The following is a 13482-nucleotide window of genomic DNA, read 5'->3' as shown; positions in this document are numbered from 1 at the left end:
CCCATACCCTCGGGAGGCACCATGTCCTCACCACCGGTGACCCGCCGCACCGTGCTGCGGACCACCGCCGTCGCGGGCGCCGCCACCGCCGTCGCGCCGCTGCTGCTGTCCGGAGAGGCGGCCGCACGGCCCGACACCGGCGTCTCGGCCTACGCGTTCCCGCTCACCGCGGTGCAGCTGCTCAGCAGCCCGTTCAGCGCCGCCGCCGGCCGCATCCACTCCTACCTGCTGTTCCTGGACAACGACCGGCTGCTGCACACGTTCCGCCTCAACGTGGGCCTGTCGTCCTCCGCCACCCCGTGCGGCGGCTGGGAATCACCGACCACCGAGCTGCGCGGGCACTCCACCGGCCACATCCTGTCCGCCCTCGCCCAGGCGTACGCCAGCACCGGCAACACCGCCTTCAAGACCAAGGGCGACCAACTCGTCACCGTCCTCGCCCAGTGCCAGTCCCGGGCCGCCACCGCGGGCTACAACACCGGCTACCTCAGCGCCTTCCCGGAGAGTTTCATCGACCGGGTCGAGGCCCGCCAGGCCGTCTGGGCGCCCTACTACACGCTGCACAAGCTCTTCGCCGGCCTGCTCGACATGCACCTGCTGGCCGGCAACGCCCAGGCGCTCACCGTGCTCACCGGCATGGCGGCCTGGGTCAAGTTCCGCAACGACCGGCTGACCCAGACCCAACGGCAGAACATGCTGGACACCGAGTTCGGCGGGATGAACGAGGTCCTCACCAACCTCTACCAGCTGACCGGCAACGCCGCGCACCTCGCCGCCGCACAGCAGTTCGACCACGCCGAGATCTTCGACCCCCTCGCCGCGAACACCGACGCCCTGAACAACTACCACGCCAACACCCAGATCCCGAAGGTCATCGGCGCGATCCGCGAATACCACGCGACCGGCACCACCCGGTACCGCGACATCGCCGTCAACTTCTGGGACATCGTGACGCGGCGCCACACGTACGCCATCGGCGGCAACTCCAACGGCGAGTACTTCAAGGCACCGGACCGCATCGCCAGCGAGCTGTCCGACACGACCGCGGAATGCTGCAACTCCCACAACATGCTGAAGCTGACCCGGCAGCTGTTCTTCACCGACCCGTCCAGAGTGGACTACCTCGACTACTACGAGAAGGCGCTCTACAACCACATCCTGGCCTCGCAGGACCCGAACTCCGCGCACGGCTTCCAGTGCTACTACGTGCCGCTGCGCGCCGGCGGCATCAAGACCTACAGCAACGACTACAACAGCTTCGTCTGCTGCCACGGCACCGGCATGGAGAGCAGCACCAAGTTCGGCGACAGCATCTACTTCCACGACGGCGCCAGCACCCTGTACGTCAATCTGTTCATCCCGTCGGCGCTGACGTGGTCGGCGCGTGGCGTCACGATCCGGCAGGAGACCGGGTTCCCGGAGGCCGCCTCGACCAGGCTCACGGTCACCGGCGCCGGCACGTTCGCCATGAAGGTGCGCATCCCGGCGTGGGCCTCCGGGGCGACGGTCCGCGTCAACGGCACGGCGCAGACGGCTCCGGCGCCCGGCACGTTCGCCACGATCAGCCGCACCTGGGCGTCCGGGGACGTGGTCGACGTGACCCTGCCGATGGCGCTGACCCGTGAGGCCACGAACGACAACAGCAGCGTCCAGGCGGTGAAGGTCGGCCCGATCGTCCTCGGCGGCCTCTTCGGCACCAACAACCTCAGCGCACTGCCGGTGCTCAACCCGTCGTCGCTGACCGCCACCTCGACGCCGTTGCAGTACACGGCCGGCGGCGTCACCCTCCAGCCGTTCTACAAGGTCCACGGCCAGCGCTACAGCGTCTACTGGTCCGTGAACAGCACCCCGCCGCTGCCACTGTTCGTCGCGCACTACCTGTTCGACGGCAACGGCAACGACGCCACCGGCAACGGCCGCACCGCCACGGTCGCCAACGGCACCTACGTGACCGGGCGCAATGGCAGCGCCGTCAACCTCAACGGCACCAACGGTTACGTGGCGCTGCCGTCGGGCATCCTGTCCGGCGCCACGAACTTCTCGATCGCCCTGTGGGTGCGCGTCGACGTGCTCGCGAACTGGGCCCGTGTCTTCGATTTCGGCAGCGGTACCGGCGTCAACATGTTCCTCACGGCCCGCTCCGGCTCCGGCACGGCCCGCTTCGCCATCACCGCCACCGGCGCGGGCGGCGAACAGCGCATCGACGCGCCCGCGGCCCTGCCCGCCGGAGCCTGGACGCACGTCGCGGTCACCCGCAACGCCAACCTGGGCGTGCTGTACGTCAACGGCGCGGAGGCCGCCCGCAACACCGCGATGACGCTCAGCCCGGCGAACCTCGGCGCGACCACGCAGAACTGGGTCGGCCGCTCCCAGTACGCCGACCCGTACCTCGACGGTGCCGTCGACAGCCTCCGCCTCTACAGCCGCGCACTGACGGCTGCGGAGGTCGCCGACCTCGCCGCCACCGGGACCTGAACCCATGTTGCAAGGGAGGACCCTCATGAAACGCCCCGTTGTGCTCGCCCTGCTCGTCGCGGTGGGCGTGCCGATCCTGCACGCCCCCGCCGCCGCGGCCGCACCCGTGACCTTCACCAGCACGATCGTCAACCGCGCCAGCAGCCAGTGCGCGAACGTCCCCAACGGCGCGCCCACCAACGTCCTGCAGCTCGTGCAGGCCGCCTGCAACGGCGCGACCAGCCAGAACTACACGTTCGTGCCGGTCGCGAACACGACCGACACCTACACCGTCAACACGCTCACCGCGGGTTCCTGCGTCGACGTGACCGGCCGCTCCACCGCCGACAACGCGACGATCATCCAGTACACCTGCAACGGCCAGACCAACCAGCAGTTCCGCCTCCAGGCGGTCACCGTCTCCGGCGTCACCAACACGTTCAACCTCGTCGGCGTCCAATCCGGCAAGTGCATCGCGGCGGGCTCCGCGGGTCTCGTGCAACTGACGTGCAGTACCGCTTCGGATCGGGTGTGGCGGCTGCCGTCGTACAACGGTGGCACCACGCCGCCGACGGGCCGCACGTTCGCGAACCCGCTCGACCCGCAGGGCCCCGACCCGTGGCTCACCTACTACGACGGCTACTACTACCTGGCCTCGACCACCTGGAACCGCACCATCACGATGCGCAAGAGCCGCACCCTCGGCGGCCTGGCCACGTCGCCGGAGACGGTCATCTTCAACCTGACCCGGCCCAACGGCGCCGGCACCATGTGGGCGCCGGAGTTCCACCTGCTCAACGGCCCCAACGGGCAGCGCTGGTACTTCTACTACACGGCCGGCCAGGAGCCCTACAACCTCGGCACGCAACGCATCCACGTCCTGGAGAGCGCCGGCCTGGACCCGATGGGCCCCTACACGTTCAAGGCCGACCTGCTCGACCCGACCCAGGACAACACGTGGGAGCTGGACCCGAGCATCCTGCAGCTCAACGGCCAGCTGTACCTGCTCGGCACCTTCTACAACGGCTCCCAGCCGATGTTCATCCGCCCGCTGAGCAACCCCTGGACGGCCAGCGGCACCCGCCGCATCCTGTCCACGCCCACCTACAGCTGGGAGACGGTCGGCGGCGCCGTCAACGAGGGCGCCGAGGTCCTCACCCGCAACGGCAAGACGTTCATCATCTACTCGGCCAGCCACTGCTCGACCCCGGACTACAAGCTCGGCATGCTCACCTACAACGGCGGTGACCCGCTGAGCTCCTCGTCGTGGGTGAAGTCCCCGAACCCGGTGTTCCAGCGCTCCAACGCCAACTCGGTCTACGCCCCCGGCCACAACGGCTTCTTCAAGTCGCCCGACGGCACCGAGGACTGGATCGTGTACCACGCCAACAGCTCCACCAGCGGCGGCTGCGACATGAACCGCAGCACCCGCGCCCAGAAGTTCACCTGGAACGCCGACGGCACCCCGAACTTCGGCGTCCCGGTCGCCCTCGGCACCCAGCTCGCCGTCCCGTCAGGCGAGCCCGCCTCCTGAGAAACCGCACTGGAACGTGTGAAGCCGTGGGAGTGTTCCGGCGCCCCCGCGGCTTCACGCTCCCGCGCGTCGCGTACCGTTGCGCCACGATCTTGGGGAGGACGACATGGCGGACGACGCACGCAACAAGTTCACCGTCTGGCGAATTCTGATCATCGTGGGGCTGGGCTGCAACCTGATCGGTCTCGTCGGCTCGGTGCCGATCCTGTCGCTGTTCGGCGGGCTGCTGACGATCGGCGGGCTCATCGGCTGGCTCGTGGCCCGGAGCAAGGCGAAGGCGGAGGAGGCGGCCGCAGCGGCCCGTCGCAGCAACCGCCGCCGGAACTCGCGGTAGGCCCTACACGCGGCGCGGCCGTCGCAGCGACCGCAGGGTGCGCACGGCGCCGGTGACGCCCAGCGCCCACAGCACCAGCAGCGGCTGAAACGCCAGCCGGATCGCCCGCTTGGCGTCGGTGTCCAGGCCGAATCCGTCCTTGTGCTCGGTGAACTGGGCGATGTTGCCCGGGAAGACGGCGATGAAGAACGCCGCCGTGATCGCGCCGAGGATGCCGCGGGCCGGCTGCCGCCAGACCGCGAGCAGGGCCAGGCCGAGCGCGACCTCGACCACGCCGGACGCGACGACGACGAGGTCCGCCTCCAGCGGCACCCACGACGGCACCTGCGCCTGGAACTCGGTGCGGGCGACCGTCAGGTGGGTCGTGCCCGCGAAGCACAGGCCCGCGCCCAGGATCACCTGGCTGGCTGCGGTCGCCGTCCGTCGCGCCCGCGTCATGGTGCGCCCTCCGCGACGTACCGGCAGACTTCGGCGGACAGCTCGGCGGGCGGGCGCAAGCCGTCGACGACCAGGCCCGCGTGAGCCCTGGCCGGTGCGATGTGCCGGGCGTAGGCCGCGTGCCCGTGCTCGAGATAGCCGCGTAACACCAGGCAAGGGTCGCGCCCCTCGCCGATCTTGCGCAAGGTCTTCCGGGCGATGCTGACGTCCGGCGGCGTGTCCACGAACACGGTCCAGCGGGCGGCGGAGCGCACGGCGTCGAGCGTGAGGGCGAAGATGCCCTCCACGATGACGAGGGCCGGGCCTGGCTGTGCCTCGAGGTGGTGGCGGACCTTCGCCAGGTCGATCGACGCGGGATCGCTGAAGTTGACGACGCGGCCGGGACCGTCGTACCGGGCGACGCTCGGCGCGAGGCCGGGGTCGGTGTGGTAGCAGTCGTCGAGCCGGACGACCGGCGCCCCCAGCGCCGCGGCGACGGCGTCGGCGAGGGTGCTCTTGCCGGATCCTGCCGCGCCGGCGATGGCGAGGACCGGTGGCGTCGTCGGCACCCGGTCATGGTTGCAGAGGCCGGGCAACCTGTTGCGGGGTGGTGTACGTGTCTTACCCGATGATGATGCGAATGCTGCGGCTCGGTGGGCGGCGGGAACACGACGAGGAGTTCGTCGCGTACTACGCCGCCCGGGCGGGCCACCTGCGAAATACGGCGTACCTGCTCTGCGGCGACTGGCACCTCGCCGAGGACCTGACACAGACGGCGTTCACGAAGCTGTACCGGGCGTGGACGCGGATCGACCGGCACGACGTGCTCGACCAGTACGCGCGGCGGATACTCCTGCGCGCGTTCCTCGACGAGCACCGGCGGCCGTGGCGGCGGGAGCGGCCGATCGGGCCGCACGACGACGCGCTGGACAGCATCGCCCCCGAGCACCGGGGCACCGAGGACCGGCAGGTGCTCAAGACCGCGCTGCTGCGCATCCCGAAGGGGCGGCGGGCGGTGCTCGTGCTGCGGTTCTGGGCGGACCTGTCGGTCGAGCAGGTCGCGGAGATCCTCGGCTGCTCGCCGGGCACCGTCAAGAGCCAGACCGCCCGCGGCCTCGACAACCTGCGCCAGGTGCTCGGCGACGCCTTCGAACCCACCATCCCGGGAGGACAACCATGAACGACGTCAGACACCTGTGTGAGCTCACCCTCGACGTGGAGGCGCCCCCGCTGCGGGAGGCCGAGCAGGTCCTCGCGATCGCGTCCCGTGCCGCCCGCCGCGACCGGGTCGTGGCCGCCACCGTCGGGCTGGCCGGAGTGACCGTGGTCGCGGGGCTGGTGACCCCCGCGCTGCTGCCGGACCGCCCCCGGTGCCGGCGCCCGCCGTGGCCGCACCCGCGCCCGCGGCGTCCGCGACTTCGCCCGCTGCGGTGTCGGTACCGTCGGCGAGCGCTCCCGCGTCCCACGACCGCCGCATGTACGACCTGCTGGTCGCGGCCCTGCCGGCCGGCTACGAGGGTCGCACCCGGTATCCGTTCGCGGAGCCGTCCCGCCCGCCGATCCGCATCGACTCGCCGCCGCCGGCGACCCCGGTGTACATCCGGGCGAACATCGAGGTCGTCGTCTCCGACGGGCGCGGCGAGGGGCTGCTCTGGGCCGCGGTCGTCGACGACGGCAACCCCCTGCCGACCGGTGACCTCTGCGCACTGCCCGACGCCGGCCGCGACTGCCGCGTCATCGACGTCGCCGGCGTGCCGGTCCGGGTCAACGTCGAGGACGACGAGGTGGGCGGCGAAGTGCTCATCGCCCGCCGCTACCTGCACGGCGGTTTCCTGACGGTCATCGCCCAGCGCACCGTGCCCGAGTACGGCATCGGCACCCCGCAGCGCCAGCCGAGCCTCAAGCCCGGCCTCGGCGCGGCGTTCCTCGGCGTCGAGCAGCTGGCCGCCGTCGCCGCGAACCCGGCGATGCTGCCATGAACGCCTGACCACCGGCACCAGGCGGCGGCAACCGTGCGAGGCTGCCGCCGCCCGGCACCGGAGCTGGTGTGTTCCCGCGTCAACCGTGCGGGCCGGTGCCCGCGAGCTTGTCGTTGATGCGGTCGGCGTCGGCGTGGCCGAGGTCGCGGAGGATGGACTGGGCGTCGCGCCACGCCTCGGCGGCGGCCGCCGGGTCGCCCGAGGCCAGCTGGGTGTCGCCGAGGCGGTCGAGCGTGGCGGCCTCGTAGAACCGGTCACCCAGCTCCCGCCGCAGCTCGACGGCCCGCCGGTAGCAGCTCACCGCCTCGGCGAACCGGCCCAGGTGATGTTCGGCGTAGCCGAGGCTGTCCCAGGTGGCGGCCTCGCCGTCGCGGTCGCCGATCCGCTGCTGGATCACGAGCGCCTGCCGGCACGCCGTGATGGCCGGGGCGTGCTCGCCGAGTTGCACGTGGCACCAGCCGGCGGAGTTCATGGCGTTGGCCTGGCCGGGCAGATTCCGCGCGAGCCGGAACAGCTCGAGGGCGTGGCGGGCGTGCCGTAGCGCGGTGCGATGCTGCCCGCGGTGCTCGAACACGGCGCCGAGCCCGAGGTGGGTCTGGGCCTGCCCGTCATGGTCGCCGTCGCGGGCGAACAACCGCAGCGCCTGCGCGTAGTGGATCAACGCGTCGTCCTGCTGGCTGAGTTTTGCATGGGCGCGGCCGAGGTGGTGGTGCGCGTGGGCCTGGCCGCTGCTTTCGCCCAGCCGCTGCGCCGCCTGTAAGGCGAGGTGCTGGGTCGTCACCTGGTCGTGCCAGTGCCCGCGCCACTGGAAGTACGTGCACAGCACCCAGGCCAGCCGGATGGCGAGCGGTTCGCGGCCGGTGGCGGCCAGCCTGGTGAGCGCGACCAACGTGTGGTGCTCGGTGGTCAACCAGTCCATCGCCTCGTCCCGGTCGGCCAGCGGACAGGTGGCGCCGCCGTCGGTCAGCGGTTCGAGCGCGATGCTCGGCTCGCGGTGCGGCAGGAGCAGCCGGTCGGCGTCGCGCGCCGTGTGCAGGTAGTGCTCGATCATCCGGTCCGTGGCCGCCCACCGGTCCGCCGGGCTGTCGACCTCGTGCGCCATCTCGGCGGCGTAGGCGTGCAGCAGATCGTGGACCGCGAAGCGACCCGGCACCGGCTCGGCGGCGAGGTTCGCGCGGGTCAGCTCCGCGAGGACGGCACGGGCCTGTGCCGGCGCGAGCCCGGCCAGCGCAGCGGCGGCGACCAGTGACAGCTCGGGGCCGGGGTGCAGACCGAGCAGCCGGAACATGGCCGCAGCGGACGGCGTGAGGCCCTGGTAGGACCAGGAGAACACGGTGCGGACCACGCTGCCGGCGTCGTCGGTGGCCAGCGCGTCGAGCCGGTCGTGCGCGCCGTGCAGTTCGGCGGCGAGGTCCCGCAGCGAGAAGTGCGGGTTGACGCCCCCGCGGGCGGCGACCACGGCCAGCGCGAGCGGCAGCCGGGCACAGCGCGTGACGATCTCGTCGACGGCGTCCGGCTCCGCGTCGGTACGGTCGGCCCCCAGCCGGCCGGCGAGCAGGTCCCGGGCCTCGTCCCGGGTGGGCAGGTCCAGCCGGAGCGGCCGGGCGCCGTCGGTGGCGACCAAGCCGGCGAGCTGATTGCGGCTGGTGACGACGACCAGGCAGCCCGGCGCCGCGGGCAGCAGCGGCCGGACCTGCGCAGAGTCGCGGGCGTTGTCGATGACCACCAGCATCCGCCGGTCGGCGAGCAGGCTGCGCAACAGCGCCGAACGGGCCGCCACGCCGGCCGGGATCCGCTCGGGCGGGACGTGCAGGGCGTCCAGGAGCTGCCGCAGCGCGTCCGCCGGGTCCAGGGCGCCACCGGACGGTTCGAAGCCACGCAGGTTCAGGAAGAGCTGGCCGTCCGGGAACCGCCCGCTGACCTGGTGCGCCCAGAACACGACCAGGGTGGTCTTGCCGACCCCGGCGGTGCCGGCCGCCGCCACCACCACGGGTCCGCCGGCGGACGGCCGCTGCGACCAGTCGGTCAGCATGGCGAGCTCGCGGCTCCGGCCGACGAAATGGTGCGGCGACGCCGGCAGCTGGCGCGGGACGACCGGCGCGGGCCCGGCGGAGTCCGGACGGTGGCGTTGGTCCTCGACCCGGTCGCGGGCGGTGGCCAGCGCACCCAGCTCGGCGGCGGTCGCGCCGAGCAGCGCGGCGAGCGCGTCGAACCGGTCGGTGGGCGGCAGCGTGCGGCCGGTCAGGTACTCGGCGATGGCCGTCTGTGACCAGCCGGTGCGGCCGGCCAGCTCCCGGTAGGTGAGCGGGCTGGCCTGGCGCTCGCGGGCGTGCCGGCGCCGTAACGCCCGCAGCAGGCCGGCCAGATCCGTGAGGGTCTGGACGCCGGCCGTTCTGGTCACCAGGGAGTCGTGCGGCTGCCGCTGAGCACGCGGGGTCATCGCCTCGCATCTCCGATCTCGCATTCGCATCGTTGTGCGCCGATGTTCGCCATTGTCCGGCGTCGATCGGAATGGTGCCACGGCGGCGTCGCCGTCGATAACCATGGGCGGGCGACCTGCCCCCTTTGATCAAGGAGTGTCACATGCGTCGAGTCAAGCTGCTGCTGGCGGCATCGTTGGCGATCGGTGCCGTCCTGGCCTCGGCCGCGCCCGCCCAGGCTTCAGCGCGGTCCGCCGCCGCGACCTGGAACTGCTTCACCACCCAGAACCTGTGCCTGTTCTACGGCAGCTTCAACCAGGGCAGCTACGTCTTCTTCCAGCCCGGCGTCAACGACGCCAACCTCGCCGACAACATCTTCACCCCGAGCGGTGCCGGTCAGGGCCAGTCGGCGACGAACAACACCCGCAGCGCCTCGAACTACAACGCCACCCACCCGGTCGTGCTCTGCTCGGGCATCAACTACAGCGGCGTCTGCCGGATCCTCGCACCCAATGACGACTGGACGTTCGACCCGTCGTTCTGGGCCAACGTCGAATCGTTCTACTGGGGGCAGTGAGCCGCAAGCCCGCACCGGGCGGCGGCAACCGTGCTCAGCCGCCGCCCGGGCCTGTGCGCGGATGGAGCCGTCGGGCCTCTCGTCGTTGGTGGTGCCGCGATCAGTAGGGCAGGGCCTTCTTGCCGAGCCCCTTGATCGAGGCGCGGACCTTCTTGCCCGGGCTCAGCAGCACGAAGCAGCGAAGGTTGCGGTCGCCGGCCTCCCACTGGAACTTCTCCATGCCGTCCCAGGCGACGCCGAGCTCGGTGCGGGCGTCCATCTGCGCCTCGGTCATGCCCAGGTACGCCGCCCCCAAGGTCCAGCAGCGGTCGAGCATCGACTTGCGGATGGTCTCGGCGGCAGGCAACGGGCCGCCGGCGGTGCCGACCTGGGCGGTGCCGATGAACTCGGCCTCGTGCGGCTTCGTGCAGTCGATCGGGGTCAGCCCGTTGACGTCGTCCCACCAGCCTTCGGCGTCCTTGGTGCCGTTGACCTCGAGGCACTTGATCGCGTTCGGGGCGCTCCCGGTGAGCGTTCCCTTCACCGATGCGGAACCGAACGCCATATTGCCGTACGCGTCGGTCAGCGTGAAGATGGAGCAGACGTAGGAGCGCAGCCCGCCCCGCCACGTCGCCTGGTTCGGCATCTGCACGTTGATGCCGAGCATGCCGGTGTGCCAGTCTCCGCCGAGGTATTCGTTGGCGGCCTTGTCGCAGGCCGCATAGGCGGCCCGGAAGCCTTCACTGCCGGACGCCGGCGGCTCGGATCCCTGCGCGGCGTTGCCGTCCACGGTGCCGATCAGGGCGACCTCGAGGGTGTGGCCGCGGTCGCACTCGATCGGGGCCGCCCGCACGAAGGTCGGGTCGAACGCCGGTTTCATCGGGCTGTCCAGGCACGTCCCGATGCTCGGCACGTCGAACTTCGGCGCCGCGAGGGGCTGCCAGTCGTCGAGCAGGTCGCCGTCGGCGCCGGAGGGACGCAGAGCGCAGCCCGACACCCCGAGCAGCACACCGGCGAGCACGACGGCGATCGCCGCCCGGACACGCATCATCATCGATTCCAGAGCCCCCGCGAAGTTCCACCGGACGGTGGAGATGATGACTGTCTTCGCCTCGCCGTGCGTTGTCAACCGCCGTACGGGTCGATGTCGATGACCAGGCGGCGCCGGGGGGAGTGGGGCGCCGTTCCACCGGACCATGTCGGCGAAGGAGCTTCCGTCAGGCCAGCTGCGGGTACACCACCCGCAGGTCGACGGCCAGGGCGGCCTTCGCGCCGGCGGCCGCGTCGTCGACGAGGATCTCCAGGTCCCCGCGGGCCACCCCGTCCACGACGGCGGTCGCCACGAACGCGGGGTCGAGCTTCGGGATCTCCCAGCGGGCCATCATGTCCGTGTCCGCGGCGCCCAGGTGCACGGCGCTGACCTGCGTGCCCTGCTGCGCGAGCTCGAGCCGCACGCCGTTGGTCAGGCTCCACTGGGCCGCCTTCGCCGCGCTGTAGGACGTCGCGTCCAGGAACGTGACCCACGACAGCACCGACAGCAGGTTGACGACCGCGCCGCCGCCGTTGCGGCCCAGGATCGGCGCGAACGCGCGGACCATCCGCAGCGTGCCGAAGAAGTGGGTGTCCATCTCGAGGCGGATGCTGTCCAGGTCGCCGTCGACGAGGTTGGAGAACGTCGCCACGCCCGCGTTGTTGACCAGCAGCGTGACGTCACCGGCGGCCTCCGCCGCGGCCTGCACGGACGCCTGGTCGGTGACGTCGAGCCGCAGCACCGTCGCGCCGGGCAGGTCGACGGCGCCGGGGTCACGGGCCGTGGCATACACCGCCGCCCCGCGCGCGAGCAGCTCCCGCGCGATGTGCAGGCCGAGCCCCCGGTTGGCGCCGGTGACCAGTGCAACGGACCCGTCGATCTCCATGCGGTTACCTCCTGGGGTGGTCCGGTCACCGTATGGCATCGGCCGGCCGCTGGACATCAGCCGTCCGTCCCGGACCGCTACCGGGCGGTGGCCATCTCCCACGGTGCCTGCGGGAGCACGTCGCCGGTCTCCAGCAACGACTTCAGGTTGGACAGGACCGCCGGCCAGCCGCTGGAGATGTCGTTGAACTCGGCCATGTCGCCGAGGCGCTCGTGCGTCACCGTGAGACGCACGATGTCCTGGTGCGGCTCGACGACGAACGTGACGACCGACGGATCCGGCTCCCCGCCCTCGGGGCCCTCGAAGGTGATGCTCAGGCGGGTCGGCGGTTCGGCGCTGAGCACCTTGCCGGCCCCGTCGTTGACGCCCGACCCGTCGGTGCGCCGGTGCTCCCACGCCGAGCCGGGCCGCCAGTCGGAGATGTTGGCGTGGCCCCAGAACCGCGCCGTGAGGTCGGCGTCGGTCAGCGCCCGCCAGACCTGCTCGGCGGTCGCGTGGATGTAGGTGACGTACACATACGTCGGCACGGATGCCATGGCGTGCTCCTCTGCGCGGTGTCTGATGCTCCGCAGTGCCCGCAGGCGGGGCAGGTCGAAGCCGGAGATCCAGCGCTCCTCGATCTCGTGGATCGGCGCCGGGTTCAGGTAGTGCAGGCGCTCCCGCCCTCGCCGCACGACGGTGACGAGGTTGGCCGCGACGAGCAGGTCGAGATGCTGGGTGGCCGACTGGCGGGCCATCGCCAGCTGCTCGCAGAGCTCGCGCAGCGTCTGACCGTTGCGCTCGCGGAGCCGGTCGAGCAGGAGCCGCCTGGTCGGGTCGGCCAGCGCCTTGAAGACCTGCTCCATGTCGCCCACGACCCATTATGCAGGCAGTTACCTGCATAATGTCAACCGGCATGATGGGCGGGTGGACTACGAGCGGTACCGGGGCGAGCTGATCGCGCACTGCTACCGCATGCTGGGCTCGTTCCACGACGCGGAGGACCTGGCCCAGGAGGCGATGCTGCGCGCGTGGAAGGCCCGCGACTCCTACGACGGCGACCGGGCCTCGGTGCGCACCTGGCTGTACCGGATCGCCACCAACGCGTGCCTGACGGCGCTGGCGGGCCGGGCCCGGCGGCCGCTGCCCTCCGGGCTGGGCGCGCCCGGCGACGACCCCGGCGTGCCGCTCACCCCGGCACCCGACATTCCCTGGCTGCAGCCGTTCCCCGACGCGCGGGTGGACCAGCAGGTGCGCACCGACCTGCGGATCGCCCTGGTGGCGGCCGTGCAGTTCCTCCCGCCCCGCCAGCGGGCGGTCCTGCTGCTGCGCGACGTGCTCGACTTCAGCGCCGCCGAGGTCGCCGGGCAGCTGGACACCACGGTCCCGGCCGTCAACAGCGCGCTGCAACGTGCCCGTGCCGCGCTGACCGGCGTCGGCGACATGGACGAGGTCACCGAGCCCGACGACCCGCGCACGCGCGCGGTCATCGACCGGTACGCGCGGGCGTTCGCGGCGGGCGACGTGCCGGCCCTGGTCCGGCTGCTCACCGACGACGCGATCCTGGAGATGCCGCCCGTGCCGCTGTGGCTGCGCGGCAGCCGGGACTACGGCCTGTTCATGGATCGGGTGTTCCGGACCCGCGGCACCGGGTGGGCCGTCAAGCACCTCACCGCCAACGGGCAGCCGGCGCTCGCCGCGTACGCCCCGCAACCCGCCGGTGGGCTCCGGCTGCACACGCTGCAGGTCTTCAGCGTCACCGGCGGCCGGGTGGCGCGCAACGTCACGTTCGCGGACCCGGCCGTGCTCGGCCTCTTCGACCTGCCTCGCGAAATTCCTTCCGACGAGTTGCGCCGGCCGCGATGAGTTCCGGCGGTGCCGCTGGTACATACC

General features: G+C 71.7%; 13 protein-coding genes. 7 read left to right on the top strand and 6 right to left on the bottom strand.

The features are described from left to right. Positions 1 to 21: 21 nt before the first annotated feature. The 3 genes from OHA72_RS43800 to OHA72_RS43790 all read left to right on the top strand — a co-directional run bounded on the left by OHA72_RS43800 (position 22) and on the right by OHA72_RS43790 (position 4322). A complete protein-coding gene (locus tag OHA72_RS43800; RefSeq protein WP_327002004.1) occupies positions 22 to 2475 on the top strand; it encodes a glycoside hydrolase family 127 protein in 2454 nt (817 codons plus the stop codon). 25 nt (positions 2476 to 2500) lie between these two features. Continuing rightward, positions 2501 to 3988, top strand: coding sequence for a family 43 glycosylhydrolase (locus OHA72_RS43795; RefSeq protein ID WP_327002003.1), 1488 nt, complete (start codon positions 2501 to 2503; stop codon positions 3986 to 3988). A 106-nt stretch (positions 3989 to 4094) separates the two neighbouring features. Beyond that, positions 4095 to 4322 (top strand): hypothetical protein, encoded by a 228-nt coding sequence (locus tag OHA72_RS43790; protein WP_327002002.1) that lies wholly within the window; start codon positions 4095 to 4097, stop codon positions 4320 to 4322. A 3-nt stretch (positions 4323 to 4325) separates the two neighbouring features. Here OHA72_RS43790 and OHA72_RS43785 read toward each other — a convergent pair whose 3' ends face one another. Both OHA72_RS43785 and OHA72_RS43780 read right to left on the bottom strand, forming a co-directional pair. Continuing rightward, a complete protein-coding gene (locus OHA72_RS43785; RefSeq protein ID WP_327002001.1) occupies positions 4326 to 4760 on the bottom strand; it encodes a DoxX family protein in 435 nt (144 codons plus the stop codon). Further along, a complete protein-coding gene (locus tag OHA72_RS43780) occupies positions 4757 to 5308 on the bottom strand; it encodes a uridine kinase family protein (RefSeq protein WP_327002000.1) in 552 nt (183 codons plus the stop codon). Before OHA72_RS43780 ends, OHA72_RS43785 begins: the two co-directional genes overlap by 4 nt. Before the next feature lie 71 nt (positions 5309 to 5379). On the opposite strand from OHA72_RS43780, the gene OHA72_RS43775 reads away from it, so the two are divergent. Then, complete coding sequence (locus OHA72_RS43775; RefSeq protein ID WP_327001999.1) at positions 5380 to 5919, top strand: SigE family RNA polymerase sigma factor; 540 nt, start codon at positions 5380 to 5382, stop codon at positions 5917 to 5919. 295 nt (positions 5920 to 6214) lie between these two features. Further along, a complete protein-coding gene (locus OHA72_RS43770) occupies positions 6215 to 6718 on the top strand; it encodes a hypothetical protein (protein ID WP_327001998.1) in 504 nt (167 codons plus the stop codon). Positions 6719 to 6797: 79 nt separating this feature from the next. On the opposite strand, the gene OHA72_RS43765 is transcribed toward OHA72_RS43770, so the two are convergent. Continuing rightward, entirely contained in the window at positions 6798 to 9158 is a 2361-nt protein-coding gene (locus tag OHA72_RS43765) for an ATP-binding protein (RefSeq protein ID WP_327001997.1), read from the bottom strand. A gap of 143 nt (positions 9159 to 9301) precedes the next feature. On the opposite strand from OHA72_RS43765, the gene OHA72_RS43760 reads away from it, so the two are divergent. Further along, a complete protein-coding gene (locus tag OHA72_RS43760; protein ID WP_327001996.1) occupies positions 9302 to 9715 on the top strand; it encodes a hypothetical protein in 414 nt (137 codons plus the stop codon). A gap of 100 nt (positions 9716 to 9815) precedes the next feature. Here the strand turns inward: OHA72_RS43760 and OHA72_RS43755 are convergent, their stop codons facing one another. From OHA72_RS43755 to OHA72_RS43745, 3 genes are all read right to left on the bottom strand, one after another. Continuing rightward, a complete protein-coding gene (locus OHA72_RS43755; protein WP_327001995.1) occupies positions 9816 to 10748 on the bottom strand; it encodes a septum formation family protein in 933 nt (310 codons plus the stop codon). A 163-nt stretch (positions 10749 to 10911) separates the two neighbouring features. Continuing rightward, entirely contained in the window at positions 10912 to 11610 is a 699-nt protein-coding gene (locus OHA72_RS43750) for an SDR family oxidoreductase (RefSeq protein WP_327001994.1), read from the bottom strand. 77 nt (positions 11611 to 11687) lie between these two features. Further along, a complete protein-coding gene (locus OHA72_RS43745; protein WP_327011775.1) occupies positions 11688 to 12455 on the bottom strand; it encodes an ArsR/SmtB family transcription factor in 768 nt (255 codons plus the stop codon). A 61-nt stretch (positions 12456 to 12516) separates the two neighbouring features. Between OHA72_RS43745 and OHA72_RS43740 the strand changes: the two genes are divergently transcribed. Further along, entirely contained in the window at positions 12517 to 13455 is a 939-nt protein-coding gene (locus OHA72_RS43740; RefSeq protein ID WP_327001993.1) for a sigma-70 family RNA polymerase sigma factor, read from the top strand. The last annotated feature ends 27 nt before the right edge of the window (positions 13456 to 13482 follow it).

This window comes from Dactylosporangium sp. NBC_01737, from assembly GCF_035963215.1.
Lineage (GTDB): Bacteria > Actinomycetota > Actinomycetes > Mycobacteriales > Micromonosporaceae > Dactylosporangium.
The sequence above is the reverse complement of the archived record's forward strand: the minus strand, read 5'-3'. Positions and strand labels throughout refer to the sequence as shown.

Coding starts and splice junctions, on each gene's coding strand:
- OHA72_RS43770 (WP_327001998.1), top strand. CDS start 6,215: ATGTACGACCTGCTGGTCGCGGCCCTGCCGGCCGGCTACGAGGGTCGC.
- OHA72_RS43785 (WP_327002001.1), bottom strand. CDS start 4,760: ATGACGCGGGCGCGACGGACGGCGACCGCAGCCAGCCAGGTGATCCTG.
- OHA72_RS43760 (WP_327001996.1), top strand. CDS start 9,302: ATGCGTCGAGTCAAGCTGCTGCTGGCGGCATCGTTGGCGATCGGTGCC.
- OHA72_RS43765 (WP_327001997.1), bottom strand. CDS start 9,158: ATGACCCCGCGTGCTCAGCGGCAGCCGCACGACTCCCTGGTGACCAGA.
- OHA72_RS43800 (WP_327002004.1), top strand. CDS start 22: ATGTCCTCACCACCGGTGACCCGCCGCACCGTGCTGCGGACCACCGCC.
- OHA72_RS43755 (WP_327001995.1), bottom strand. CDS start 10,748: ATGATGATGCGTGTCCGGGCGGCGATCGCCGTCGTGCTCGCCGGTGTG.
- OHA72_RS43790 (WP_327002002.1), top strand. CDS start 4,095: ATGGCGGACGACGCACGCAACAAGTTCACCGTCTGGCGAATTCTGATC.
- OHA72_RS43795 (WP_327002003.1), top strand. CDS start 2,501: ATGAAACGCCCCGTTGTGCTCGCCCTGCTCGTCGCGGTGGGCGTGCCG.
- OHA72_RS43745 (WP_327011775.1), bottom strand. CDS start 12,455: ATGGAGCAGGTCTTCAAGGCGCTGGCCGACCCGACCAGGCGGCTCCTG.
- OHA72_RS43775 (WP_327001999.1), top strand. CDS start 5,380: ATGCTGCGGCTCGGTGGGCGGCGGGAACACGACGAGGAGTTCGTCGCG.
- OHA72_RS43750 (WP_327001994.1), bottom strand. CDS start 11,610: ATGGAGATCGACGGGTCCGTTGCACTGGTCACCGGCGCCAACCGGGGG.